The 23,387-nt window shown below is 58.8% G+C and carries 22 protein-coding genes; 15 read left to right on the forward strand and 7 right to left on the reverse strand.

Going from position 1 to position 23,387, the window contains the following annotated elements; genetic code table 11:
- Positions 1-124: 124 nt before the first annotated feature.
- Positions 125-952, reverse strand: coding sequence for a 5'/3'-nucleotidase SurE (gene surE / locus H6G62_RS05025; RefSeq protein WP_190493022.1), 828 nt, complete (start codon positions 950-952; stop codon positions 125-127).
- 119 nt (positions 953-1,071) lie between these two features.
- Between surE and pheS the strand changes: the two genes are divergently transcribed.
- Complete coding sequence (gene pheS, locus H6G62_RS05030) at positions 1,072-2,073, forward strand: phenylalanine--tRNA ligase subunit alpha (RefSeq protein WP_190493023.1); 1,002 nt, start codon at positions 1,072-1,074, stop codon at positions 2,071-2,073.
- A 144-nt stretch (positions 2,074-2,217) separates the two neighbouring features.
- Here the strand turns inward: pheS and H6G62_RS05035 are convergent, their stop codons facing one another.
- Both H6G62_RS05035 and chlG read right to left on the reverse strand, forming a co-directional pair.
- Positions 2,218-4,713 carry a PBP1A family penicillin-binding protein gene (locus H6G62_RS05035; protein ID WP_199324753.1) on the reverse strand — a complete coding sequence of 832 codons (2,496 nt, stop codon included), beginning with the start codon at positions 4,711-4,713 and terminating at the stop codon, positions 2,218-2,220.
- Between the two features lie 288 nt (positions 4,714-5,001).
- On the reverse strand, positions 5,002-6,027 hold the full coding sequence (gene chlG, locus H6G62_RS05040) for a chlorophyll synthase ChlG (protein ID WP_190493024.1): 1,026 nt from the start codon (positions 6,025-6,027) through the stop codon (positions 5,002-5,004).
- Between the two features lie 191 nt (positions 6,028-6,218).
- Here chlG and H6G62_RS05045 point away from each other — a divergent pair, with 191 nt between their 5' ends.
- Together H6G62_RS05045 and H6G62_RS05050 are read left to right on the forward strand one after the other, a co-directional pair.
- Complete coding sequence (locus tag H6G62_RS05045; protein WP_190493025.1) at positions 6,219-6,614, forward strand: DUF423 domain-containing protein; 396 nt, start codon at positions 6,219-6,221, stop codon at positions 6,612-6,614.
- A 148-nt stretch (positions 6,615-6,762) separates the two neighbouring features.
- Positions 6,763-7,005 (forward strand): hypothetical protein, encoded by a 243-nt coding sequence (locus H6G62_RS05050; RefSeq protein ID WP_199324754.1) that lies wholly within the window; start codon positions 6,763-6,765, stop codon positions 7,003-7,005.
- A gap of 71 nt (positions 7,006-7,076) precedes the next feature.
- Here the strand turns inward: H6G62_RS05050 and H6G62_RS05055 are convergent, their stop codons facing one another.
- Positions 7,077-7,313: a ferredoxin-thioredoxin reductase variable chain gene (locus H6G62_RS05055; protein WP_190493026.1), complete on the reverse strand. Its 237-nt coding sequence runs from the start codon at positions 7,311-7,313 to the stop codon at positions 7,077-7,079.
- A gap of 263 nt (positions 7,314-7,576) precedes the next feature.
- Here H6G62_RS05055 and H6G62_RS05060 point away from each other — a divergent pair, with 263 nt between their 5' ends.
- Positions 7,577-7,804: a hypothetical protein gene (locus tag H6G62_RS05060; protein WP_190493027.1), complete on the forward strand. Its 228-nt coding sequence runs from the start codon at positions 7,577-7,579 to the stop codon at positions 7,802-7,804.
- A 12-nt stretch (positions 7,805-7,816) separates the two neighbouring features.
- Here H6G62_RS05060 and H6G62_RS05065 read toward each other — a convergent pair whose 3' ends face one another.
- Positions 7,817-8,242 carry a hypothetical protein gene (locus H6G62_RS05065; protein WP_190493028.1) on the reverse strand — a complete coding sequence of 142 codons (426 nt, stop codon included), beginning with the start codon at positions 8,240-8,242 and terminating at the stop codon, positions 7,817-7,819.
- A gap of 137 nt (positions 8,243-8,379) precedes the next feature.
- Here H6G62_RS05065 and H6G62_RS05070 point away from each other — a divergent pair, with 137 nt between their 5' ends.
- From H6G62_RS05070 to murI, 5 genes are all read left to right on the forward strand, one after another.
- The gene (locus H6G62_RS05070) at positions 8,380-9,087 is read left to right on the forward strand and encodes an ABC transporter substrate-binding protein (RefSeq protein ID WP_190493029.1); all 708 of its coding nucleotides are present in this window, start codon (positions 8,380-8,382) and stop codon (positions 9,085-9,087) included.
- A gap of 167 nt (positions 9,088-9,254) precedes the next feature.
- A complete protein-coding gene (locus H6G62_RS05075; protein WP_190493030.1) occupies positions 9,255-10,370 on the forward strand; it encodes an alpha/beta fold hydrolase in 1,116 nt (371 codons plus the stop codon).
- Positions 10,371-10,518: 148 nt separating this feature from the next.
- Positions 10,519-11,331 carry a carbon-nitrogen hydrolase family protein gene (locus H6G62_RS05080; protein WP_190493031.1) on the forward strand — a complete coding sequence of 271 codons (813 nt, stop codon included), beginning with the start codon at positions 10,519-10,521 and terminating at the stop codon, positions 11,329-11,331.
- Positions 11,332-11,585: 254 nt separating this feature from the next.
- Entirely contained in the window at positions 11,586-13,073 is a 1,488-nt protein-coding gene (locus tag H6G62_RS05085) for a cation:proton antiporter (RefSeq protein WP_190493032.1), read from the forward strand.
- A 156-nt stretch (positions 13,074-13,229) separates the two neighbouring features.
- The gene (murI, locus tag H6G62_RS05090; RefSeq protein WP_190493033.1) at positions 13,230-14,096 is read left to right on the forward strand and encodes a glutamate racemase; all 867 of its coding nucleotides are present in this window, start codon (positions 13,230-13,232) and stop codon (positions 14,094-14,096) included.
- Between the two features lie 216 nt (positions 14,097-14,312).
- Here the strand turns inward: murI and rpsU are convergent, their stop codons facing one another.
- Positions 14,313-14,489 (reverse strand): 30S ribosomal protein S21, encoded by a 177-nt coding sequence (rpsU, locus tag H6G62_RS05095; RefSeq protein WP_035985692.1) that lies wholly within the window; start codon positions 14,487-14,489, stop codon positions 14,313-14,315.
- 382 nt (positions 14,490-14,871) lie between these two features.
- On the opposite strand from rpsU, the gene ureC reads away from it, so the two are divergent.
- Positions 14,872-16,581: an urease subunit alpha gene (gene ureC, locus H6G62_RS05100; RefSeq protein WP_190493034.1), complete on the forward strand. Its 1,710-nt coding sequence runs from the start codon at positions 14,872-14,874 to the stop codon at positions 16,579-16,581.
- Between the two features lie 147 nt (positions 16,582-16,728).
- On the opposite strand, the gene H6G62_RS05105 is transcribed toward ureC, so the two are convergent.
- Entirely contained in the window at positions 16,729-16,977 is a 249-nt protein-coding gene (locus tag H6G62_RS05105; RefSeq protein ID WP_190493035.1) for a hypothetical protein, read from the reverse strand.
- A gap of 92 nt (positions 16,978-17,069) precedes the next feature.
- On the opposite strand from H6G62_RS05105, the gene H6G62_RS05110 reads away from it, so the two are divergent.
- The 5 genes from H6G62_RS05110 (at position 17,070) to H6G62_RS05130 (ending at position 23,382) form a co-directional block, all read left to right on the forward strand.
- The gene (locus H6G62_RS05110; protein WP_190493036.1) at positions 17,070-17,573 is read left to right on the forward strand and encodes a DUF1810 domain-containing protein; all 504 of its coding nucleotides are present in this window, start codon (positions 17,070-17,072) and stop codon (positions 17,571-17,573) included.
- The gene (locus H6G62_RS05115) at positions 17,548-18,015 is read left to right on the forward strand and encodes a DUF29 domain-containing protein (RefSeq protein WP_190493037.1); all 468 of its coding nucleotides are present in this window, start codon (positions 17,548-17,550) and stop codon (positions 18,013-18,015) included. The genes H6G62_RS05110 and H6G62_RS05115 overlap by 26 nt, the downstream gene beginning before the upstream one ends.
- A 125-nt stretch (positions 18,016-18,140) precedes the next feature.
- A complete protein-coding gene (locus H6G62_RS05120) occupies positions 18,141-19,433 on the forward strand; it encodes a Glu/Leu/Phe/Val dehydrogenase (RefSeq protein WP_190493038.1) in 1,293 nt (430 codons plus the stop codon).
- 365 nt (positions 19,434-19,798) lie between these two features.
- Positions 19,799-20,623, forward strand: coding sequence for a peptidylprolyl isomerase (locus H6G62_RS05125; RefSeq protein WP_347239298.1), 825 nt, complete (start codon positions 19,799-19,801; stop codon positions 20,621-20,623).
- 185 nt (positions 20,624-20,808) lie between these two features.
- On the forward strand, positions 20,809-23,382 hold the full coding sequence (locus H6G62_RS05130) for a response regulator (RefSeq protein ID WP_190493039.1): 2,574 nt from the start codon (positions 20,809-20,811) through the stop codon (positions 23,380-23,382).
- Positions 23,383-23,387: the final 5 nt, after the last annotated feature.

Genomic DNA, 23,387 nt, shown 5'->3' on the forward strand with positions numbered 1-23,387 from the left:
CTGCTATGCAAGGACTTGGGATAACGAGGAATCAAAGATAATACTTCTAGAAACCAGTGCCGCGCCCTTGCCCAAGCCATCCCCACCCGCGCCGAGGGGCTAGGATATTTGGAGGATGAGTCGCCTAGGCTGCACCCATGTCTGGCGGTATCCACTGGCTGAGGGTGGTGAGCGTGGTAACAGCCGTGAGGTTGGATTGCAGGGGCGTGATCGAAATGTAGCCCTCTTGGATGGCTTGGACATCGGTGGGGATCGCCATCAAGGCATCCCGCAGGTCGGGGGGGTAGGGCAGATGGGGGTCTTCGTCGATGTCTTCGATGGCTTCTCCGGCCAGCCAGTAGTAGGTTTTGCCCCTGGGGTCGGTGCGTTTGGCGAATTGTTCGTGGTAGCGGCGGATGCCCTGGCGGGTGACTTTTGCGCCCTTGAGATCCGCTGAGGCCAAGTTGGGAACGTTGACGTTAAGCAGGGTGGCCGGGGGCAGGGGCAGGTGGCTATCGGGGGAAAGCAAATCTCGCACAAAGGCGGCGGCGAGGTCGAACTTGCCGCCCTTAGAGTTGGCGAGGCTGACGGCCATGGCGGGGAGCCCTTCCATCGCCCCCTCCATGGCGGCGGAGACGGTGCCGGAGTAGAGTACGTCCGTCCCCAGGTTGGCCCCGTGGTTAATGCCGGAGACTACCACATCGGGCGGGGTGTCCATCAACGCCCCTAGGGCCAACTTCACGCAGTCTGAGGGCGTGCCGGAACAGGCCCAGGCTTCGATTTCGGGGGGGTAGATATCGGTGATGGGGTCGGCCCGCAGGGGTTTGTGCATGGTGAGGCCATGGCCCGTGGCGGATCGTTCTCGGTCGGGGCAGACCACCGTGACCCGATGCCCCGCCGCCGCCAGGGTGGTGGCCAGGGTGCGTACCCCCAGCGCCAAAATGCCATCGTCGTTACTGACCAGGATGTTCATGCAGGTGCCCATACCCTTCTAAAATAGTCAAGACTAAGGTAGTCACAGCTTGGCCGCCTTGGTTCGGCTAGCTTCCTACTGCCATCTCTGTACTATTGTCCCGCACTGCGTAACCCAGGATGACCACCGCACCCACCAGCCTAGAATCTGATCTGATGGCGCTGAAAGCCGCCGCCCAGGAGGCCATTGCCGCCGCCGCCACCCTCGATGACCTGGAGCAGGTTCGGGTGGGCTATTTGGGCAAAAAGGGGCAACTCTCCAAGGTGTTGGGGGGCATGGGCAAGCTGTCCGCTGAGGATCGGCCCCGCATTGGTGCCCTGGCCAACGAGGTGAAGGATCTGATTCAGGGCCAGCTAGAGCAGTCTAAAACGGCCCTAGAAACCGCTAAGTTGGAGGCGCAACTGGCGACCGAAACCCTGGATGTCACCATGCCGGGGGTGTTTCGGCCCCAGGGGCGGGTGCATCCCATCAACAGCATCATCGACCGGATTGTGGATATTTTCGTCGGTCTGGGCTACACCGTTGCCGATGGGCCGGAAATCGAATCCGACTACTACAACTTCGAGGCGCTCAACTTTCTGCCCGACCACCCCGCCCGCGACATGCAGGACACCCTCTACCTGCCCAACGGCGACCTGATGCGCACCCACACCTCCAATACGCAAATTCGCTACATGCAAAGCCATGAGCCACCCCTGCGGGCCGTGGCCATTGGCCGCTGCTATCGGCGCGACACCGTGGACGCCACCCACGCTGCTGTGTTTCACCAGATCGAATTCTTCGCGGTGGATAAAAACATCACCTTCACCGACCTGCGCGGCACCATCAAGGTCTTTCTCGAAGCCCTCTATGGCGACCTGCCCGTGCGCTTCCGGCCTAGCTATTTCCCCTTCACCGAACCCTCCGCCGAGGTGGATGTGCAGTGGCAGGGGCAATGGCTAGAGGTGCTGGGCTGCGGCATGATCGACCCCAACGTGCTCAAAGCCGTGGGCTACGATCCCGATGTCTACACCGGGTTTGCCGCTGGCCTAGGGGTAGAACGCCTCGCCATGGTGCAGCACCAAATCGACGATATCCGCCGCCTCTACTCCAGTGATCTGCGTTTCCTGCGGCAGTTCTAGATCGCTATACGCCATCCATACAACGCCATCCATACAACTAGGATATCCTTGATACCCCCCGGTTGCTTAGGGCATAGGGAACAAAGCTTGCGCCTAGGCGGTGCGGTTCAGAAACTGGGAGTAAGTCTAGGGCGAAGGGTAGCCCTACTCTGAGGCTTCTCCACCACCGCTGGGGCTAAGGGGCGGTGGAGCCGAGATCGGTGCGGGCGGGGCCGGGGCCGGGGCCGGAGCTGCTACAGGAGGCGGGGGTGCCGGAGCCGGAGCTGCTACGGGAGGGGGGGGCGCAGGAGCAGGAGCCGGATCAGGGGCCGCTACGGGAGCCGGAGCCGCATCCACTGGGGCCGGAGCCGCCACAGGAGCCGGAGCCGCTGCCGGAGGATTGGCCGCTGGTTGGGTTCGAGAATCTGAATCAGATCGGCGGTTAGATGGAGGATTGGCGACCGGGGCCGACGATCCCCTAGTCGATCCCCCAGCCTCACCTTGGGATCGACTGGGGGCGGCATCGCCTGATCGTGATCCCTCGCTCGATTGCGACTGAGCAGCGGGGCGAGAGCGGCGATTCGATGGAGTGCCTTCCGCGTCAGTGCTGGAGGAACTGCGATCCGCCACGACTCGACCGGGTTTGATAGGCTGTACCTCCACGGTAGCCTCCCGACCACCCAGCCGGGGCACCTCTGGAAACTGCTCCACCGGGATGTCATCGGTAATTTGGGACATGAACATCCGCCAAATGGCCGCCGAGGTAGAACTGGCTCCATTGCTAGGGCTGCTGTCATCGTTGCCCATCCACACCCCGGTGGCAAGTTGGGGAATGTAGCCAATAAACCACAGATCGCGGTTTTGCTCGGAGGTGCCAGTTTTTCCAGCCACAGGGCGGCCAATGTAGGCATTGCTGCCCGTGCCCCCTTCCACCACGCCCCGCAGCATCCAGGTCATAATGGCGGCGGTGTCTGCATCGATGGCCTGATTGGCTTTCTGGGAGGAATCGGTTTCGTAGAGCACCTCGCCCTGGCTATTCAGTACCCGACGGATGCCGTGGGTCGGTACATGGCGACCTTTATTCGCTAGGGTGCCATAGGCGCTGGTCAGTTCCAATAGGTTAACCTCCGAAGCACCTAGGGCCAGGGAATAGGTGCCCAACAGCGGCGACTGAATCCCCATCCTTTGGGACACCTCAATCACAGGGTCAAAGCCCACATCCACGATCAGTTTGACCGCCACAATGTTGATGGAGTTGCGTAGCGCCTTGAGTAGATCAACATCGCCACTGAAGCTGCCGCCATAGTTTTTGGGTTCATAGCCATCGACCACGTAACGGGCATCGACATAGCTCTTATAGGGTGAAAAGCCAGCGGCAATGGCTGTGGTATAAAGAAAGGTTTTAAAGGTTGATCCAGGCTGACGCTGGGCCTGGGTAACACGGTTAAACTGGCTTTCGTTGAAGTCGTTACCGCCCACCATCGCCTTAATTTCGCCGTTGCGGGGATCCACCGCCACCAGGGCCACCTGCTCAATGCCCTGCCAGCCACTATAGCGCTCGATGGCCTGCTCCACGGTAGCCTCGGCCTTGCGCTGCCAGCCCACATTAAGGGTAGTTTCCACCGTTAGCCCCCCTGCGGCCAGTTGTTCAGGGGTGAGCAACTGCTCAAGCTGCTTCTCGATGTAAATGGTGAAGTAGGGAAACTCGCTGTAAAGGAACTTGGGCTCGTTGGGGGTGACCGCCACATCATCCGCCAGGGCAACGTCCGCTTCGGTGGCAGTGATGGCTCCGGTAGACAACATGCGCCGAATCACCCGATCTCGCTGAGCACGAGCCGCTTCCGGATTCACCTCCGGGGAGTAGAGGCTAGGGGCGGGGGCCATCCCGGCAATCAGAGCAGCTTCAGCCACGGTCAACTGTTCCAGGGTTTTACCAAAGTAGATCCAAGCGGCATCGGCCACGCCATAGGCACCGGATCCCAAATACACCAGGTTCAGGTAGCGCTCCATGATCTGGCTTTTGCTCAGGTCCTGCTCCAGCTTGTGGGCCATCAACACTTCCCGGGCCTTGCGCTGCACACTGCGCTCCTGGCTCAGGTAGACAATTCGGGCCAGCTGCTGGGTAATGGTGCTCGCCCCCTCCACCACGTCCCGCCGTCGCAAGTTTGCGAGGGCCGCCCGCGTAATGCCACGATAGTCCACGCCCCGGTGCTCGTAGAAGCGTTGATCCTCCGAGGCCACGAAGGCCGCAACGAGGTGTTCGGGAATGTCGTCGTAGCTGGTCGTTTCGCGGGAAGCAGGGCCAAGTTTTTGCAAAATAGCCCCATCCGCCGAAATCATGGTGATGGTGCCGTCTCGCTCATAGGTGAGGGCCTCTTCCGACTCCGGAAGTACAGCCCAGGTCGTCTGTACCAGTCGATAGGTGCGCGTCGCCCCCCCGGCCACCAAGGCCACAAGCACCATCACCGTGGGCAGGGCTAGGTGACGTAGCCGAGGTCGGCGGGATGGCGGATCAGTCTGCGGGATAAGCGGATCCAAACCCTGGTTGCGCTGGGGGTTGGGGCGCTGCGGGGAGGGAATTGTGCTGGCATAGTCCGTCGCCTCCATCCGGGGAGCGCGACCCTGGTGGGGAAACAGCCGATTCAACCAAGATTGTGTCATTGTCGTGCGGCCTTCTACCATGTCAACACCGAAACCAGACCTGTCGCCAAGCCTACCGAAACCCTTAAACCCCGATGTGCTAGCTCTGCTTTCGCGCCCTGGGAGGGGATCCCTCACCCTGACCGACAAAACTAAAGAGCACTTTAGGAGGTTTCTGAGATTTCTTCAAGGGTAAGAGGTCAGACGATGGGTGCGGTCGATGAGTCTGTCGCACTTATCTAACGTGCGGGAGGAGGACATTGATCTAAGCCTCCCGCACGGATCTAGGGGCGACTGAGGGGATCGAGACTATAGCCCCGCATGGCCGAGGGCCAACCCAGTGACCAGCATCCCAAACACCAAAAAGGGCTGGGCACTGGCCTGATATTTCACGTCGTTTTTGAGGGGATCCCGTAGGAAGTACATGTCCTGGAAGGTGATTTGGGGAATGATCAGCAAAATCAGCAAAACGGCGTAGAGGTTTTGATGGATCGCCATCAGGTAGGCAGCCACTCCCCCCTGGAAAATGTCGATCATCAGCACACAAATCCAGGCGGCGGTGGTAATCCCGAACATCACAGGCAAGGACTTCAGACCCATTTGGCGGTCGCCCTCCACGCTCTTAAAGTCGTTCACCACAGCAATGCCCAGCCCCGCCAAGCTATAGAACAGGGTTAGCACCACGATTTTCCAGGTCAAATCGCCAAACAACGCATGGCCCGCCCACCAAGGCAGCGCAATGTAGCTGGCTCCCAGGGCATAGTTGCCCAACCAGCCGTTTTGCTTCAGCTTCAGTGGCGGTGCGGAATAGATATAAGACACCAACGACCCACCAATGGCCAGGGCGGTGATGGTGGGGAAGGCATGGCCCGCCCAACGATCTAGACCAAAGGCGACGCCAATACCCGCCGCTAGCAGCACCACAATCTGCGTTGCCACCTGGGGTACGGAAATGGCCCCGGAGGGAATGGGGCGGTAGGGTTCGTTGATGGCGTCGATTTCGCGGTCGTAAAAGTCGTTCAGGGTTTGGGTATAGCCCGTTAGCAGCGGCCCCGACATCAGCATACAGGCCGCCGAAATCAGGACGTACTCCGGTGTCCAGCGAAACTCACCGCCGGAAGCGGCCCCGCAGACCACCCCCCAAATCAGGGGAATCCAGGTGATCGGTTTCATCAATTGCAGGCGAATTTTCCAGATCGAAGTTTCGCCGGATTTGGCCCCTTTCATACCCAAGAGTTGACGGGCTGTGCTGCCTTCCTCCGTGGGTGCGGCGGGGTTGGGCGTGGAAGCCTCGATGGTGTCCTCTGGGGGCAACGAAGGCGATGGATCAACCATGGTGCAATTTACCTACTACAACGGCGACGGGAAAACTCTGTTTATTATGCCGAGCCATTGCCCCTAGGGGAAACCCCGCTGTTTGTTCGCCTAAAATCAAACCATCCTCACACTGGGCTGGCTGGCCCCCAGTATCCGTGCCGGATTGGGGATACACCCCACGCGCTCTGTCCTTGATTTCTGTCGCTGCTATGACGCTAGATCGCCTATTCTTTGCCCTCACCGCCCTCCTAGGGGGCACCGCCGTTGCCGCCGGAGCGTTTGCCACCCATGCCCTGCGCGGCCAACTTGCCCCCCGCCTGCTAGAGGTGTTTGAGACCGCCGCCCGCTACCAGATGTACCACGCCCTCGCTCTGGGGATCGTCGCCCTGGCTCTGACGACCTCCTTGGGCCATAGCCCTTGGCTGATGATCGGCGGCTGGGCCTTGGTGGTGGGAACGGTGATTTTCTCGGGCAGTCTCTATGCCCTCAGCCTGTCGGGATTAACCCTTCTAGGGGCTGCGGCCCCGGTGGGTGGGGCGGCGCTGATGATGGGCTGGGGTTGCTTGGGTCTAGCGGCCCTTCTGGGGACTAAACCCACACCCTAGAGATCCCACCCATTCAGCCGGATCACTTTTGCCGTCAGGGTGGGTAGCGGAGACTTTGGGATCTTCTGAGGATAGGTCTTTCCCAGATAGGCAGGCTATGATAACCCCCAAGACTTTCGGGCCTACCCCGCCACGTTTCCCCTCGCCTATGTTTGAGTACCTGCGCCCCCGATCCCTAGACACCGCCCAGGAGGTGATTGAGTATTTGGCGCTGCACCAAGCCGCCCAGGACTTTCGGCTGGAGGTGGAATATCGGGAACAGTTTGAGGCCCATTGCCAGTGGTATTACCAAACCGCCGCCGAAAACCGAGCCGACCTAGCCCAAATGCGTCGCGAGGCTAATCTTTTGGGGTGGTTTAGTAGACGGCGGGACGAAGGTAGCCTGCGGTAGGGGGCTTTGTGTAACGCTAGGTAACGCCCATCCTCAGCCGCCCTCACCTCCATCGCTAGGCTCAAGATAGCCTAGATCATCTCTAGCTCGTCGGCCTTCAGGTGAGCCCGGAAAGGTCGCTTACTGCCCTCCACCGTAAACTCCACCTGCACTGGAAAGTTAGGGCTAATGGGGCGGCCTTGGTAGTCCTTGAGCACTCCAACCACGGTTCCCTCTAACCCCTTGGCATCAAAGGCTTCGTTGCGGTGCAGCGGGTGGTGGTAAAAAACAACCGATTCCTTAATACGAACTCGATTTCCAATCTTCATAAACACACACTCGCCTTTTCGGATCCTCCCTGACACCTGAAACCAGCAGGGACTCTCATCTACACAGCTTTATCATCTTGGCACAGGATGGGACTCGGCCTACAGATCTACAGCCTGGGAAGAGACCGATTTTCTGAAGATCCCGTAAACAAACCTAACGGCCCATCAAGAACCCTATCGTTTTCCGTCAACTTCGCCACAATGGTTGCCCCGTTGGGTTGGTCATGGCGTAATGGGAGATGAAGCGTTAGGCAATTATACTCATGATTGACTCTTCAGATATGACCTTCATGGCGTCCCTTCAACAACTCGTAGTCAAGCTCTTGTCTGACCACGCCTACAGCATTTGCGAACTGGCTCAGGAATGCGCCCAACAACTCCATGAGCCCATGTGCGAAATTATGACTCCCTTGGCCGATAGCCTCTGTGAAATGGTGGATGGGGGCCGCATCCACTACGACCGCCAGCAGCATGTTGTGATGCTGGGCTAGGCCAGAGGGCCGTTATGGGCTGGAGACCTCCATAGAATCCAGCAATTCCGCAATTCGTAGCACCATAGCGGCCATTTCGGGATCTCGTTCGGCGGCTAGGGCGCTTCTTTCTTGAAAGGCGTGGCCAATTTCTGTCGTCTGGAGCAGGTGGCGAGCCTCTACCATGAGTTCATTGGCGCGTTCGAGGGGCTGGTGTTTTTTCGCCATCAACACCTCATCTATCTGCACAATGAATTGGGAAATGGGGCGCAGCCAGCTAAATTGCTCGTGACTCAGAACCAGGCGCAGGTACTCGCCCTTGTGGGAAATGGGGCCATAGATGGCTTCGTAGGCATCTTTTTCGGCCTCCATCAGATGTTTGTGGGCCTTCAACAGCAGGGGGCGCAGTTCGCGGAGCGGGGCAAAGGCTGGATCGGAGGCGGGATTTCCAACGGTCATGCGAGAATGGGGTCACATCAACACTGTCTTCACCTTTCCACGAAAGGCCAAGGATTTCAAGGGGCTTAGGGGGTGTTCCCCAGCTTGGGTGCAAGGGTATTTAATGCAACAATGACCCTCAGTATCGAGCAGCGACTATGACCTTCACAACGGTTTCTCCTGGTCAATTGTCGATTATTGCCAGTGGCTTTGATGCGCGGCCCATGAGCTTTCTGCAAGGGGAGGAGCGCCTAGGCTACGAACCAGCGGTAGCCAGGGCGGTATGCAAACAGCTTGCCCTTGAGCCTGTTTGGGTGAACTATCCCATGGATCAGTTCTATACGGCCCTCAGCGGTGGGCAGTACGATGTGGTGTGGTTTAACCAGGCGATTACCCAGGAACGGCGGGCCTGGGCCGATTTCACCCGTCCCTACGGTCGCTTTGATGAGGCCGTTTTGGTGCGGGAGGACAGCCCTGTTCGGGATATCAACGATCTCGCGGGGAAACGCCTAGGCACCTTGGAAACGCGGCCTTCTATCCTGCTCCAGGAGGATTTCCCTGACCTGGAGTGGGTCACCTTTGCCGACCACGCCGCCGCCTTTGGCACGATGATTGCCGCCCTAGAGGCCGGAGAGTTGGACGCCGTGCTAGAGGACGCCGTGCTGCTGCTAGCGGTGGAAGCGGATAACCCTGGGCTGCGGGTGGCCTGCCAACGGCCCACGCAACACCCCTTTGGAGTGGGCGTATTGCCCGGAAACCGAGAACTGCTCGACGCCCTCAACCATGCCCTGAACCAGTTGATTCTAAACGGCACCCTGGCGCGGCTATGGGCACAGTGGATTCCCTACAAGCCCTTTCCCTTCTAAGCGGGCGTTGGAAGCGTGATCGGGGGATCCTCCCTTTTGCTACCCCATAGGACTTTTGCCTAGCTGATCCCAAACCGGGGAAACCATGTCAGGCTAGGGGAGAGGGCTGTGTGATGGCCTCCCCTAGCCTCGCCCCTTTGCTTCCAACCTATGGTTACGGTGTGCCGATGCCTGTTGATTCCTGCCCAGATGTGCCTTTTCTGCCGCCGTGGTATCTGCGATCTGGGTTGCTGATGACCCTCTACATGGCCCTCGTCGCGCCCCACACCTGGACTAAAACGATCCAACTGCCCCCAGTACCCTATCAAGACCATATTTTTGAGGGGCCGGGCCGGGTGCCGCTGTTTGGGCAGTGGGCCACGCCTCCCCAGGCCAAGGGCACCCTGATTGCCACCTACGGCATCACAGGCAGTCTCGAAGATCAGTGGTTTTTGGAAATTCTGGGTCGCAAAGCCTACCATCGGGGCTATGGGGTGCTGCTGTTCGACTGGCGAGCCCACGGCAAAACGGCAGAACTTTCCCCCACCCTCACCTCCGACGGTCTCTACGAAGGGGATGACTATGTGGCCCTCGCGGCCCAGGCCAAGGCGTTGGGTTGTCCGCCGCCCTACTGGTTTGTGGGCTATTCCCTCAGTGGCCAACTGGCGCTGTGGGCGGGTAAGTCGGCCATGCACCTGCCCCAAGAGTCACCGCTCCAGCCGGAGGACATGGGCGGCGTAGCGGTAATCTGTCCCAACCTAGACGCCAATCGTTCTCTGCCCTACCTGATGGCGGCTCCCTTGGGGCAGTATCTAGAGCAGGCCATTGCGAAGGAACTCAAGCGTTTGGCGCTGAAATTGCACCAATACCATCCTCAGGAGTTTGACCTAGCGGCCATCCAGCGGGCGAACAGCATTTGGGGCTTTGACCACGAGTTGGTGATCCCCCGTTTGGGCTTTGCCACCGTAGAAGATTACTATGCCGCCAGTTGCCCCCTGCCCTTTTTGGCCGATCTGACGGTGCCCACCCTCATTCTCTACGCCGCCGATGATCCGCTGTTCAGCCCAGACATTGTGCCTGAGCTAATCGCCCTGGGCAAACAAAGCCCCCATCTGGAGGTCGTCGTCACGGAGTATGGCGGTCACGTTGGCTACTACAGCGGCCCCATGGGGCAACAGCTTGCCAACGACCCAGACCCCTGGTGGGCCTGGAACCGAGTGCTGGATTGGGTAGAGGGCCAGCGGTTAAGCCCCGCTAACGCCACCAGGAACAAGGCCATGGGGATTGACCGCAAGACCTCGTGACCCCCACATGGCATCGGGGCTGGACTGGGGTGGTTGAAGATTTCGGCGGCAAAGCCAGGATTTTTCTCCCAGGATCACCTCCACACCGTTAAGGGGTTCCCCTAGCGCATAAAATTGAGGTTCGACCCTATACCTAACCGCCGATTCTATGAGAGCCTACCGGGCAGCCGCCATCCAAATGACCAGTGTGCCAGACCTCGACAAAAATCTGGCCCAGGCCGAAGAGTTAATTGATTTGGCGGTGCGCCAGGGGGCAGAGCTGGTCACCCTGCCAGAGAACTTTTCCTTTTTGGGGGATGAGGACGCCAAAATTGCCCAGGCCGAGCGGATCTGTCAGGCCAGCGAAACCTTCCTCAAAACCATGGCCCAGCGCTACCAGGTGACGCTGATCGGCGGTGGCTACCCCGTCCCGGCCAAGGAAGGCAAGGTGTTCAACACGGCTCTGTTGGTTTCCCCCGAAGGCCAAGAGTTGCTGCGCTACGAAAAAGTTCACCTGTTCGACGTTAACCTGCCCGACGGTAACACCTACCGCGAATCCAACATTGTCATTTCCGGCCACCTGCTGCCCGATGTCTTCCCGTCTAAGGATTTCGGCATCATCGGCCTATCGGTGTGCTATGACGTGCGCTTCCCCGAACTCTACCGCCACCTCTCCCAGCAGGGGGCAGAAATTTTGGTGGTGCCCGCCGCCTTCACCGAATTCACCGGGAAAGATCACTGGCAGGTGCTCTTGCAGGCCCGCGCCATCGAAAATACCTGCTACGTCATCGCCCCGGCCCAAACCGGGTTCCACAACAACCGTCGCCAATCCCATGGCCACGCCATGATCATCGACCCCTGGGGTATGGTGCTAGCCGATGCCGGGACATCGACCGGGGTGGCCATCGCCGAAATCAACCCCAACCGCCTCGCCCAGGTGCGCCGCCAAATGCCTTCCCTCTCCCACCGCATGTTTGTGTAACCCCGCCCTAAATCTCGATCCCCCTGGGCTACGGCTTAGGAATAGATGGTTCTGATGTCGTCATTCCTGGAGGATCCCCCTAAATCCCCCTGATTAAGGGGGACTTTGAATTTGTTTCGCCCCTTGTTAAGGGGGGCTAGGGGGAATCTTCCCTCGGTTTCTCCGTGGATTTTGGCCTTTTTTGCCGCTTGTGGCGAACTCTTTGCAAACAGAAAACTCATGTACATTGGATAGGTTGAGTTTTGGCGGCCTGAATGGTGGATTGGATCAGCGGCCTAGTCGGCACCGCCCCCCCGTTATTTTCCCAAGATTTGGTTTCCCACGGTTTGGTTTCCCACGGTTTCCTGTCAACCACCACTCCCTCGGTGCCGTGGTTGGCCGAGATTGCCGAAGCCGAAGTTGAACCCCTGGTGTTGGCTAGCGTGTTGCTGAGCCTGATTGTGGTCTATCTAGCGGCCAAGATCGGCGGCGAACTGTGTGCCCGCGTGAACCTGCCGCCTGTGTTAGGCGAACTGCTAGGGGGCGTGGTTGTGGGGGTGTCGGCCCTGCATCTGATTGTGTTCCCCGAAGCAGGGACCAACCCAGACTCGATACTGATGAACTTTGTGAGCTGGGTGACGGGTATTGCCCCCGAAGACGGCCTCTCACGGGTGTTTGCGGGCGAAAGCGAAGCCCTCTCGGTGCTGGCGGAACTGGGGGTGATCATCCTCTTGTTTGAGATTGGCCTAGAGTCTGACCTGAAGGAGTTGATTCGGGTTGGCCCCCAGGCGGCGGTGGTGGCGGTGATTGGCGTTGTCGTCCCCTTCGCAGCAGGGACAGCGGGGCTGATTGGCCTGTTTGGGGTGGATACCATCCCAGCGGTGTTTGCCGGGGCAGCGCTAACGGCCACCAGCATCGGAATTACGGCCAAGGTACTGGCAGAACTGCAAAAGCTGAGCTCCACCGAGGGCCAAATCATCATCGGAGCCGCTGTGCTCGATGACGTACTGGGCATCATTGTCCTAGCGGTGGTGGCCAGCCTCGCCAAAACCGGGGAAATCGAAATCCTCAACGTGGTCTACCTGGTGATTGGGGCCGCTGTTTTCCTGGTGGGTTCGATCTTTCTGGGACGCTTGCTCAGCCCATATTTTGTCGCCCTGGTGGAGAAGCTACGCACCCGTGGCCAGGTGTTGATTAGTTCCCTGATTTTCGCCTTTGTGCTGGCCTACATTGCCTCGGCCATCCATCTAGAGGCGATCCTGGGAGCCTTTGCCGCCGGGTTGATTTTGGCCGAAACCAGCAAGCATAAAGAACTCGAAGAACAAATTAGCCCCATTGCCGATATGCTGGTACCGATTTTCTTCATCACCGTGGGGGCCAGAACCGACATCAGCGTCCTCAACCCCCTCGACCCCAACAACCGTCCTGGCCTGATCATCGCGTCCTTCTTGGTCGTCGTGGCCTTTGTGGGCAAGGTGGTGACGGGCTTTGCGGTGTTTGGCCAACCGGGTATCAACCGCCTCGCCGTGGGCATTGGCATGGTGCCCCGTGGGGAGGTGGGCCTTGTCTTTGCCGGGGTGGGAGCGGCCAGTGGTGTGCTGACAGAATCCCTAGATGCCGCCATCATTGTGATGGTGATCTTGACCACCTTCCTGGCCCCACCGTTGCTGCGCCTGGTATTTGTGGATAAAGATGTCGATGAGCCACCCCTGAAGGAAAGCGACTCCCTCGCCACGGTCACCCAAGCCCCCAACCAGGACTAGGCCCGCCCAACGTGCCGCCGACTCGAACCCTATGGCCAGGGGAAGATCGCTTTTGCCGCCTCACCTGGGGCAGGATTTTTCCCCTAGTTTGATTCAACCGCCTAGACCCGCTACACTCTATGGAATCCTCTGGCGTCTAAATAGGCATAAGTACTTATGAACAACGGGTTCCAACGCCGTCACCTCGCCTCCCCTGGCCCTGCCCGCATCGGCATTTTTGATAGCGGCGTGGGTGGCCTCACGGTGCTGCGGGAAATCTATCGCCAACTGCCCCAGGAGTCGGTGCTGTATTTTGGCGACACGGCCCGCCTGCCCTACGGTTCCCGTTCCCCCGAAGAAATTCTCTACTTTGTGCGCCAGATTCTCACCTGGATGGCCAGCCAGAACGTCAAAATGGTGATGATGGCCTGCAACACCAGCTCCGCCCTGGCCCTGGATATTGTGCAGTCTGAGTATGACTTTCCCATTTTGGGCCTGATTCGCCCCGGTGCCCAAGCCGCTACCCAGGTAGGTCAGCGTATCGGTATCATTGCCACCCAGGCCACCGTCAACAGCCAAGCCTATCCCAGCGCCATCCAAGAGCTTTCCCCCCAGACCCCAGTTTGGCAGGTGGCCTGTCCCCAGTTTGTCACCATCGTGGAGGGCAACCAAATTCAGCAGCCCCACGCTCGCCAAACCGCCGAAGCCTACCTTAGCCCCTTAATGGAAGCCCAGGTAGATACCCTGATCTACGGCTGCACCCACTACCCCCACCTGGCCCCCCTGCTGAAGACCATCCTGCCCGCCAAAACCCAGTACGTTGATCCAGCGGTTTCCATGGTCGCCGCCGCCGCCAAGGAGCTTGATGCCCTCGGCCTCCGCAGCAACACCGCCGCCTGGGCCACGGATTTCTATGTCAGCGGTTCCGCCAAGGACTTTCGGCGGTTGGCGGTGCAGTGGCTCGGTCACCAGCCCCAGGTCAGCCAAATTCGTCTACCCGAACTAGCCCCCCAACCCGTGCCCTCGGTGGATGCCCATCTTTAACCATGGCGTTCTGGCCAAGAACGCCTAAGCGGAAAACTTCGGGTTCAGGGAGGCCCAATGTCGCCTACGGCAACCCGTAGACGGCTCTCACAACGGCCATAAAACCCCACTAAAAAAGAGGTGTCGAATCATCGGCACCTCTTTTTAGCCCATGTCATGACCTACAGATTTCAAGATCCATAGATCCATGGATTTAGTAACACAATCAGTCCGGCTTTAGCGGTAACGCTTTTTGCGGCGAGCCACGGCCTTGCGCTTGCGCTTTTCCTGGGGCGTCTCGAAGTGGCGGCGACGCTTGACTTCAGAAAAAATACCAGCCTTTGACACCTGCCGCTTAAAGCGACGCAGGGCTGATTCAATCCCTTCGTTTTCACCAACAACAACTTGAGTCATACGAACTTGCCTATTTCTCCTGCAATGGTAATGGATACCGAAACAATCACGACAAAACCAATGGTCTAGGAAGCTATCAAGGTAAACCCGATAAACTAGGGCTACCTAACGACCAAGAACCTGGCCAAGGGGAGCCTTGACCAACCAAAATGCTTTTTAGATATGCCTCAGGACGGTCTGTGCCACCTCCCGCAGTCCTAGGCGATCCGTTTAGACAGCAAAACAGGGGCACAATGTCCCTGATCTGTACCTTACCCAGACTACCACAGAGATGCCCACCCACGCCTTTAACCTCGGTAAGGTGGATTGACCAACGGCGGGAAATCCCGCATTCTAGAGTCTGTCAGCTTTTCCCCGATCTCCATCCTCAACAGGAGTCCCCATGAGCTATCGCATGGATCGCCGTGCCTACGCGGAAACCTTTGGCCCTACGGTGGGTGATCGCATCCGTCTGGCCGACACGGAATTGATCATTGAGGTAGAGCAGGACTTCACCACCTACGGAGACGAGGTGAAATTTGGCGGCGGCAAGGTGATCCGCGACGGCATGGGCCAGTCTCCCATTGGGCGCGAGGCCGGGGCCGTGGACATGGTGATCACCAATGCCCTGATTTTGGACTGGTGGGGCATCGTTAAGGCCGACATTGGCATTAAAGACGGCAACATTCACACCATCGGCAAGGCGGGCAACCCCTACATCCAAGACAACGTTGATATCATCCTTGGCCCTGGTACCGAGGTCGTCGCAGGCGAGGGCATGATCGTCACCGCTGGCGGCATTGATACCCACATCCATTTCATTTGCCCTCAGCAGATTGAGACCGCCATTGCCTCCGGTGTTACCACCATGATCGGCGGCGGCACAGGGCCAGCCACAGGAACCAATGCCACCACCTGCACCCCTGGGGCGTGGAATATGTGGCGGATGCTGCAAGCGGCGGAAGCCTTCCCCATGAACCTGGGCTTTATGGGCAAGGGCAACAGTGCCCTACCGGAGGCTCTGGTGGAGCAGGTCAAGGCCGGAGCCATGGGCCTCAAGCTCCATGAGGACTGGGGCACGACCCCCGCCACCATCGACACCTGCTTGGCCGTCGCCGATGAGTACGACATTCAGGTGGCCATCCACACCGACACCCTCAACGAAGCGGGCTTTGTGGAGGACACCATCGCCGCCTTCAAAAATCGGGTGATCCACACCTACCATACCGAGGGGGCTGGGGGTGGCCACGCGCCGGACATCATCAAGGTCTGTGGCGAGGCCAACGTGCTGCCCTCCTCCACCAACCCCACCCGCCCCTACACCCGCAACACCCTGGACGAACACCTGGATATGCTGATGGTCTGCCACCACCTCAGCCCCAGCATTCCCGAAGACATCGCCTTTGCCGAGTCCCGCATTCGCCGGGAAACCATCGCCGCCGAAGACATCCTCCACGACCTGGGGGCCTTTAGTATGATTGCCTCCGACTCCCAGGCCATGGGGCGGGTGGGCGAGGTGATTATCCGCACCTGGCAGACCGCCCACAAAATGAAGGTGCAGCGGGGGCCACTGGCGGAAGATTCTGACCGCAACGACAACCACCGAGCCAAGCGCTACGTGGCCAAATACACCATCAACCCCGCCATCACCCACGGCATTGCCGACCATGTGGGTTCCATCGAAGCGGGTAAGCTGGCGGATATTTGCCTGTGGAAACCCGCCTTCTTTGGGGTGAAACCGGAAATTGTGATCAAGGGCGGGGCCATCGCCTGGGCGCAAATGGGCGACCCCAACGCCAGTATCCCCACCCCCCAGCCCGTCCACATGCGGCCCATGTTCGGTAGCTTTGGCGGCGCGATGGCCGCTACGTCGCTCACCTTTGTCTCCAAAGCGGCCCTGGAACTGGGAATTCCTGCCCAAATTGGTCTGGGCAAAGCTACCCCTGCGGTGGTCAACTGCCGCAACCTCAGCAAGGCCGACATGAAACTCAACACCTACCAACCCCACATGGAGGTGAACCCCGAAACCTACGAAGTCCGCGCCGATGGACAACTGCTCACCTGCGAACCCGCCGACGTGCTGCCCATGGCCCAGCGGTATTTCCTGTTTTAGATCTGCCCTTGGAATCGCTTCCTGGTGGGATGGCGAAGGCTTTTACGCATGTTAGGGATCGTAGGTGGAATGGCGCTGAATTAAGGTTGGTGGGCGGTGTTTATCCTACGGATTACCTCAACTGGTGGGCAGTGCCCATCCTACGAATTACTTAAATACCGTGGTTAAGATAACGGTGATGGTGGCGCTGGCAATCAGGGTAAATGCCAACTGCACCACCCATTGGGTACCTTTTTGGTAGGCATCAAACTTGTCGTTAGAGCGTTCCATCTCGCGGCTGAGCGTATCAAACCGCTGATCCACATCGGCGGTAAGTTTATCAACATCAAGCGTGATCTGATCAAGCTTGTTAGCGAGGTCTCGTAGGGTAGGTTCGGGTTGGGGCTGTGCAGTCATGGCCTAGATGCAGGAAAATCATGCAGTCGGGACTGTCATCCCCTCCATTCTAGGTTGTTCTGTGAGTCTAGGTTGTTCCGTGAGGTTGTCCCATGAGTGCGCTGCCGCCTAATTTCCCAGCAGGTGAGGATGATCTCGACCGCTTTGTGCGGGCTCAACAGGAGGACTATGCCATCGCCCTGGACGAGGTGCGTAACGGCTACAAACAGTCCCACTGGATGTGGTACATCTTCCCGCAGATTCAGGGACTCGGCTTTAGTGAGATGTCCCAAACCTATGCCATTGGGGATGCCGCAGAGGCCAAAGCCTATTTGCAGCATTCTATCCTGGGGCCACGGTTGCTAGAAATTACCGCAGCCGTTCTGGCCTTAGAGGGGCTATCGGCCTACGACATTTTTGGCACACCGGATGATCAAAAGCTGCGTTCCTGCTGCACCCTGTTCGCCAGGGTCTCGCCACCGGGGTCGGTGTTCGAGCAAGTGCTGGCCAAGTACTTTGACAGTCAGCCCGACCCCACGACGCTAGAATACTTTGCCAGTGGGACAGATGCCTTTGCCGTGAGGTCAGACGATGGACAAGACTCTCTACGACCATGATTTTCAGCAATGGCTCAGCCAGACGGTACAGCAACTACAAAATCGGCAGTTTGAGGGGCTAGATATTGAACATTTAATTGAGGAGTTGACAGAGTTGGGCCGATCCGAAAAGAATGCCCTGAAGAGCAACCTCACGATCCTTCTGGCCCATTTGCTGAAACTGCGGGTTCAATCTACGGCTCCAGAAACCATGCAGAGAAGCTGGTATAGCTCCGTCATTGAACATCGTCAGCGGGTGTTGGATAGCTTGGAGGGTACCCCGTCGCTGAAGACTTTTCTAGTGGAAGCGATGGAGCAAGCCTATCCTAATGCTCGCAAGATTGCGATTAAGGAGGGTAAGCTGGCAAAATTTGGAATTTCTACACCATCCGGGGCCGACTATCCGCTGAGTTGCCCTTTTTCTATCCAGGAGATTCTAGACGAAGACTTTTACGGAGGTTAGGGAGCGAGGTGTGATACAAATTATTGCCAATTGATGGGACGAGGGGCGTTTGGCGGAATGTTGAGGATACGGCACGACCGGAGGGAACTCTGCCGGGTCGCTGTCCAACGTGTTTTGGGAATTTTATGGCCACCTCCATCCTGTCTGATGCCAACCGTCGTTTAGAACGTGCCCTGAAGTACGTCACCATTTCTGAGGATGCTGCGGAGCGGCTACGCTATCCCAAGGCCAGCCTCACGGTGTCAATTCCGGTGCGGATGGATGACGGTAGCCTGCGGGTGTTTCAGGGCTATCGGGTGCGCTACGACGATACCCGTGGCCCCGCCAAGGGGGGCATTCGCTACCATCCCAGCGTCACCCTGGATGAGGTGCAATCCCTGGCCTTTTGGATGACGTTTAAATGTGCGGCCTTGAATTTGCCCTTGGGGGGCGGCAAGGGCGGCGTCACCGTCAACCCCAAGGAGCTTTCCAAGTTTGAGCTGGAGCGCCTCAGTCGGGGCTACATCGACGCCATTGCCGATTTCATTGGCCCCGATGTGGACATTCCCGCCCCGGATGTGTACACCAACGCCCTGATTATGGGCTGGATGGTGGATCAGTACAGCATCATTCGGCGCAAGCACAGTCCGGCGGTGATCACGGGCAAACCCCTGAGTATGGGCGGCAGCGAGGGCCGCGATACGGCGACGGGCATGGGTGCGTTCTACGTGATCGAGGCGATGATGGCGAAGGTGGGCAAGCTGCCCCAAATGACCACGGTGGCGGTGCAGGGCTTTGGCAATGCGGGCAGCATTGTGGCGCGGTTGCTGTTTGATGCTGGGTATCGGGTGGTGGCGGTGAGCGACTCCCAGGGCGGCGTATTTTCCCCCCAGGGGCTAGATATTCCCAGCATTCAGCAGTTCAAAACCAGCCACCGTAGCCTGCAAGCGGTTTACTGCGAGGGCACGGTCTGCAACATTATGCAAGATCACACCATCCTCACCAACGAAGACCTGCTGACCCTGGATGTGGACATTTTGATTCCGGCGGCGCTAGAAAACCAAATTACCGCCGAAAACGCCGCCCAAATCCAGGCCCGCTATATTTTTGAGGTGGCCAATGGCCCCATCAGCGCCGATGCCGATCTCATCTTGGAGGACAAGGACATCACCGTTTTCCCGGATATTTTGGTCAATGCCGGGGGCGTCACGGTCAGCTACTTTGAATGGGTGCAAAACCGCAGCGGGCTGTACTGGTCGCGGCAGGAAGTTAACCAGCGGTTGCAGGGCATGATGGTGACCGAAGCCGACCACATTTGGCAAATCGCCCAGGAAAAGACGATCTCTGTCCGCACCGCCGCCTATGTCCATGCCCTGTCTCGCCTGGGGGATGCCCTCAATGCCAAGGGCATCCGCGACGATTATGTGGGCAACCGCTGATCTTGATCCCCCCTAGCCCCCCTTGCCAAGGGGGGAACCGAAGTTAAAGCCCCCCTTAGTAAGGGGAAACCGTCATCAAAGTCCCCCTTACTAAGGGGGATTTAGGGGGATCTCCCAGGCGCTGGCCGATGGCAACCGGATCCGGATACGCCGTCGCCTGGGGCGGTGGTCAGGAGAAAACTGCGGCAAGGGGAAAAGATTGCGGGTAGTCCTATTTCGTACAGGCTAGAGAATAATCAGGCTACCCTAGAGACCTTACAGCAGTAGATTGCTGTTTTTGGCTGTTTTTTCTCTGACCCGTAGATTAATGCACTACCAGATTGCGTTAAGGTTGGGCTGAGGAGTTGTGGCAAAGAGGTGATACCGTGTCTGGGTTGCCCGCTGATGATGACTTTAGTGAGGTGCCACAGGTGCCCGATGGGAAGGTGGCCCTGCAAGTGGGAGAGGTGGCCCTAGCGGCGACGGATCTGCTGCCATGCCTGAGGCGCTATGGTCTATTGCCCGCCTTCCTGCGGGAGGTCGTGATCGACCAAGCCATTGCCCCCTTTACCCTCACGGAGGAGGAAGCCGCCGCCGCCGTCGATCAGTTCAGGCAGGCGAATCAACTGACGGCCCCAGAGCAGTGCAAGACCTATTTAGAACAGCGAGGGTTCGTAGAGGCGGATCTAGCCCCCCTGGCCCAGCGAGAACGGCGACTGCATCAATTTAAGCTAGACACCTGGGGTAACAAGGTCGAATCTTACTTTTTACAGCGCAAAACCCAGATGGATCGGGTGCTGTATTCCCTCATTCGCACCCGCGAGGCGGGGATGGCCCAGGAGCTTTATTTTCGCATTCAAGACGACGGGGAGCCCTTTGCTGACCTGGCCCGCCAGTATTCCGAAGGGCAGGAGGCCCAAACCGGAGGATTGATCGGCCCCGTGGAACTATCGGTGCCCCATGCCGCCCTAGGGCGAATTTTGTCCATTAGCCAGCCCGGCCAACTGTGGCCCCCCACCAAAGTGGGCGATTGGTTTGTGGTCGTTAGGTTAGAAAAGTTCTTACCCGCCAAGCTCGACGAGGTCACTCGTCAACGGTTGTTGGATGAACTGTTCAACCATTGGCTGATCGAACAGGTACAAAAAGGGCTAGCGGAGAATGGCCTGGTGCCAAGCCCAGGGGCCGAGTTGTCCGCAATTGATCGGCTCTAACCCACAGTTTTCAACGGTTTTCGCCTCTGATAGTCTCTATCGAACACGGCCTCAGCCCGGTTGAAGAACCGCCCTAGAACCGGGGGACACGGTTTCTCACTTTACTCACCTGGGAAAGTCAAGGATTTAGCGATACCCTAAAAAATGCAGAATCTGGGGCTTTGCGCTCGGTATTCGCTGGTTCTATGAAAATTCTCCTGGTTGAAGATGATCCCGCCACGCGCCAATTGTTGGCGTTGCATTTAACCGCTGCCCGTTACACGGTAGAACAGGCTACCGATGGCCAAATTGCCCTAGCGCTGGCCCTGGATTGGAACTATGACCTGATTATTCTGGACTTGAACTTGCCCCATCTGGATGGCCTCAGCCTCTGTCGGCACCTGCGACGCCGGGGCACCACCACCCCCATTCTCATCCTGACGGCCAAAACGGGGGATGAACACATCATTACGGGCCTCGATGCCGGGGCCGACGACTACGTGACGAAGCCCTTTGAGGTGCAGAGCGTGATGGCCAGGGTGCGGGCACTGCTGCGGCGGGGAGTGGTGGCCACGGAAATTCCCTCCCTGGTCTGGGGGCGAATGCAGATCGATCCCGGCCTTGCTCAAGTCACCTACGATGGGGCGGTGGTTCCCCTCACCCCCAAGGAATATAGCCTGCTGGAGCTGTTTCTACGCCACCCTCACCGGGTCTTCAGTCGGAGCAATATCCTCGACCACCTGTGGACCATCGACGACTCCCCCACCGAGGGAGCCGTCACCAACCTGGTGAAAGATCTCCGTAACCGCCTGAAGCGTAGCGGCATTGCCGAAACGGTCATCCAAACCGTTTACGGGCTGGGCTACCGCCTGGGAGATCCCACCGAACCTATTGAGGGGGCGGATTCACCAGAGGGCGTAGTCTCGGATCCGCCCAGCGACAACGGTGCATCACCGCCGCCATCACCAAGTTATCTCAACGATACCCAGCCGAGAACCGATCCCCAGAATGATGCCCAGCCCCCGACTAATTCGCCGCCATCGGTCGCTACCGGGATCGCCATCATTGCCCAGCGGTTCCAGGCATCACTGCCCGACCGCCTGGATCGCCTCAATCGGGCCATTCACACCTTGCAAACCATGGGGCTGGCCGACCCAGACCGCCGCGCCGCCATCGCCGAGGCCCACCAGTTGGCGGGGGGGCTGGGCACCTTTGGTTATGGAGGAACAGCCCCCGCCCGTTGCCTAGAAACGCTTTTGGAGCAAGCGGTTGACCCCACCGCCGATCAGGTGGCCCAGATCACCCAGGCCTTCCAGCAACTCCAGCAGGAGATCGCACGGGACGATCCACCGGGAGAACGGGACAACCTAGACTCGGAGACACCCCATTCGGAGACAACCCACTCGGAGACACCCCACTCGGAGATAACCCATGGGGGCAACAGCCATGGGAGCACCAGCGGATCGACCCTGGGCTGTCGGGTGTTGGTGGTCAATGTGGGGGAGGCTATGGCCCAACAACTGCAAGCCTGTTTACCCCAGAGGGGCTATGGGGTGGAGATCTGGGCCTCCCTGCCCGACCTAGATACCACGCCCCTCAATCCCCAGGTGGGGGCCGTGCTGCTGGGGATCGATTCCGCCGCTGCCGCCAAACTGGATCCACTCCAAGCGCTTCGGGGCCACTATCCCCACCTGCCCGTACTGGTCATCACCTCCCAGGAGAGCCTGGAAGAGCGCGTACAGGTGGCCCGCTTGCAGGGGCATCGCTACCTCGTCGCCCCGGTGAGTATCAGCCAGGTGATAGACGCCCTGGATCAGGTTTTGCCCTGCACCCAGCCGCCAGAGTCGCGGGTGCTGGTGGTGGATGACGATCCCCTGACCCTGTCCACCATCCAGGATTTACTGCCGCCCTGGGGGTTACAGGTGTTTGGCCTCAGCGATCCCCGACAATTTTGGGATCAGTTGCGACGGGTGCAGCCCGATCTCTTAATTTTGGCCTTGGATACCCCCACCTTTAGCGGGTTTGATCTGTGCCAGGTGGTGCGCCAAGATCCCACCTACGGCAATTTGCCCACCCTGATGCTGGCCACCTGTCCCGATACGGTGACGGTGAGCCAGGTGTTTGAGGCCGGGGGGGATGACCTGATTGGCAAGCCCATTGTGGGGCCAGAACTGGTGACGCGGGTGCTCAGCCGGGTGGAGCGGTCGCGCCTGCGCCAACAACTCGATCAAATGCATCAGCAGCGAGCCTTGCACTGGGTACAGTCGGGCCATCACGACCCCCTCACCCAGTTGTCCAATGGCAAGCACCTGGACGTTTTTTTGCGGCAACAGTGGGATCGCCATCGCCAAGATCGAGCTCCCCTAGCCCTGGTTCGCTGCACCCTCGACGACTTCGACGCCTATCAGCAGACCTACGGCCAGGGGGCCAGTCATGGGATCCTGCGGCGGGTGGCCCGCACCCTGTACCATACGATTAATCCCCATATTGATCTCGTGGCTCGTTCTGGCGATACCCAATTTAGCCTAGTGCTGCCCAATACCAACCTTGATGGCGCTCTGCGGGTAGCCACCCGAATTCAGCAAACCTTGGATCAACTGTGTATTCCCCATGGCGCTAGCCGCCACCGTCCCCACCTCACCCTCAGCCTGGGCATTAGTGGCACCATTCCCACCGATCCCCTCGATCCGGAACAGTTGATGGTAGCCGCCGATCAAGCCCTCCGGGAGGCCCAGGCGAGGGGCGGCAATACCCTATCCCTCTATCCCATCACGCGGTAGCGAAG

Source organism: Phormidium sp. FACHB-1136 (assembly GCF_014697375.1).
In the GTDB taxonomy this organism is placed as follows: domain Bacteria; phylum Cyanobacteriota; class Cyanobacteriia; order Phormidesmidales; family Phormidesmidaceae; genus Nodosilinea.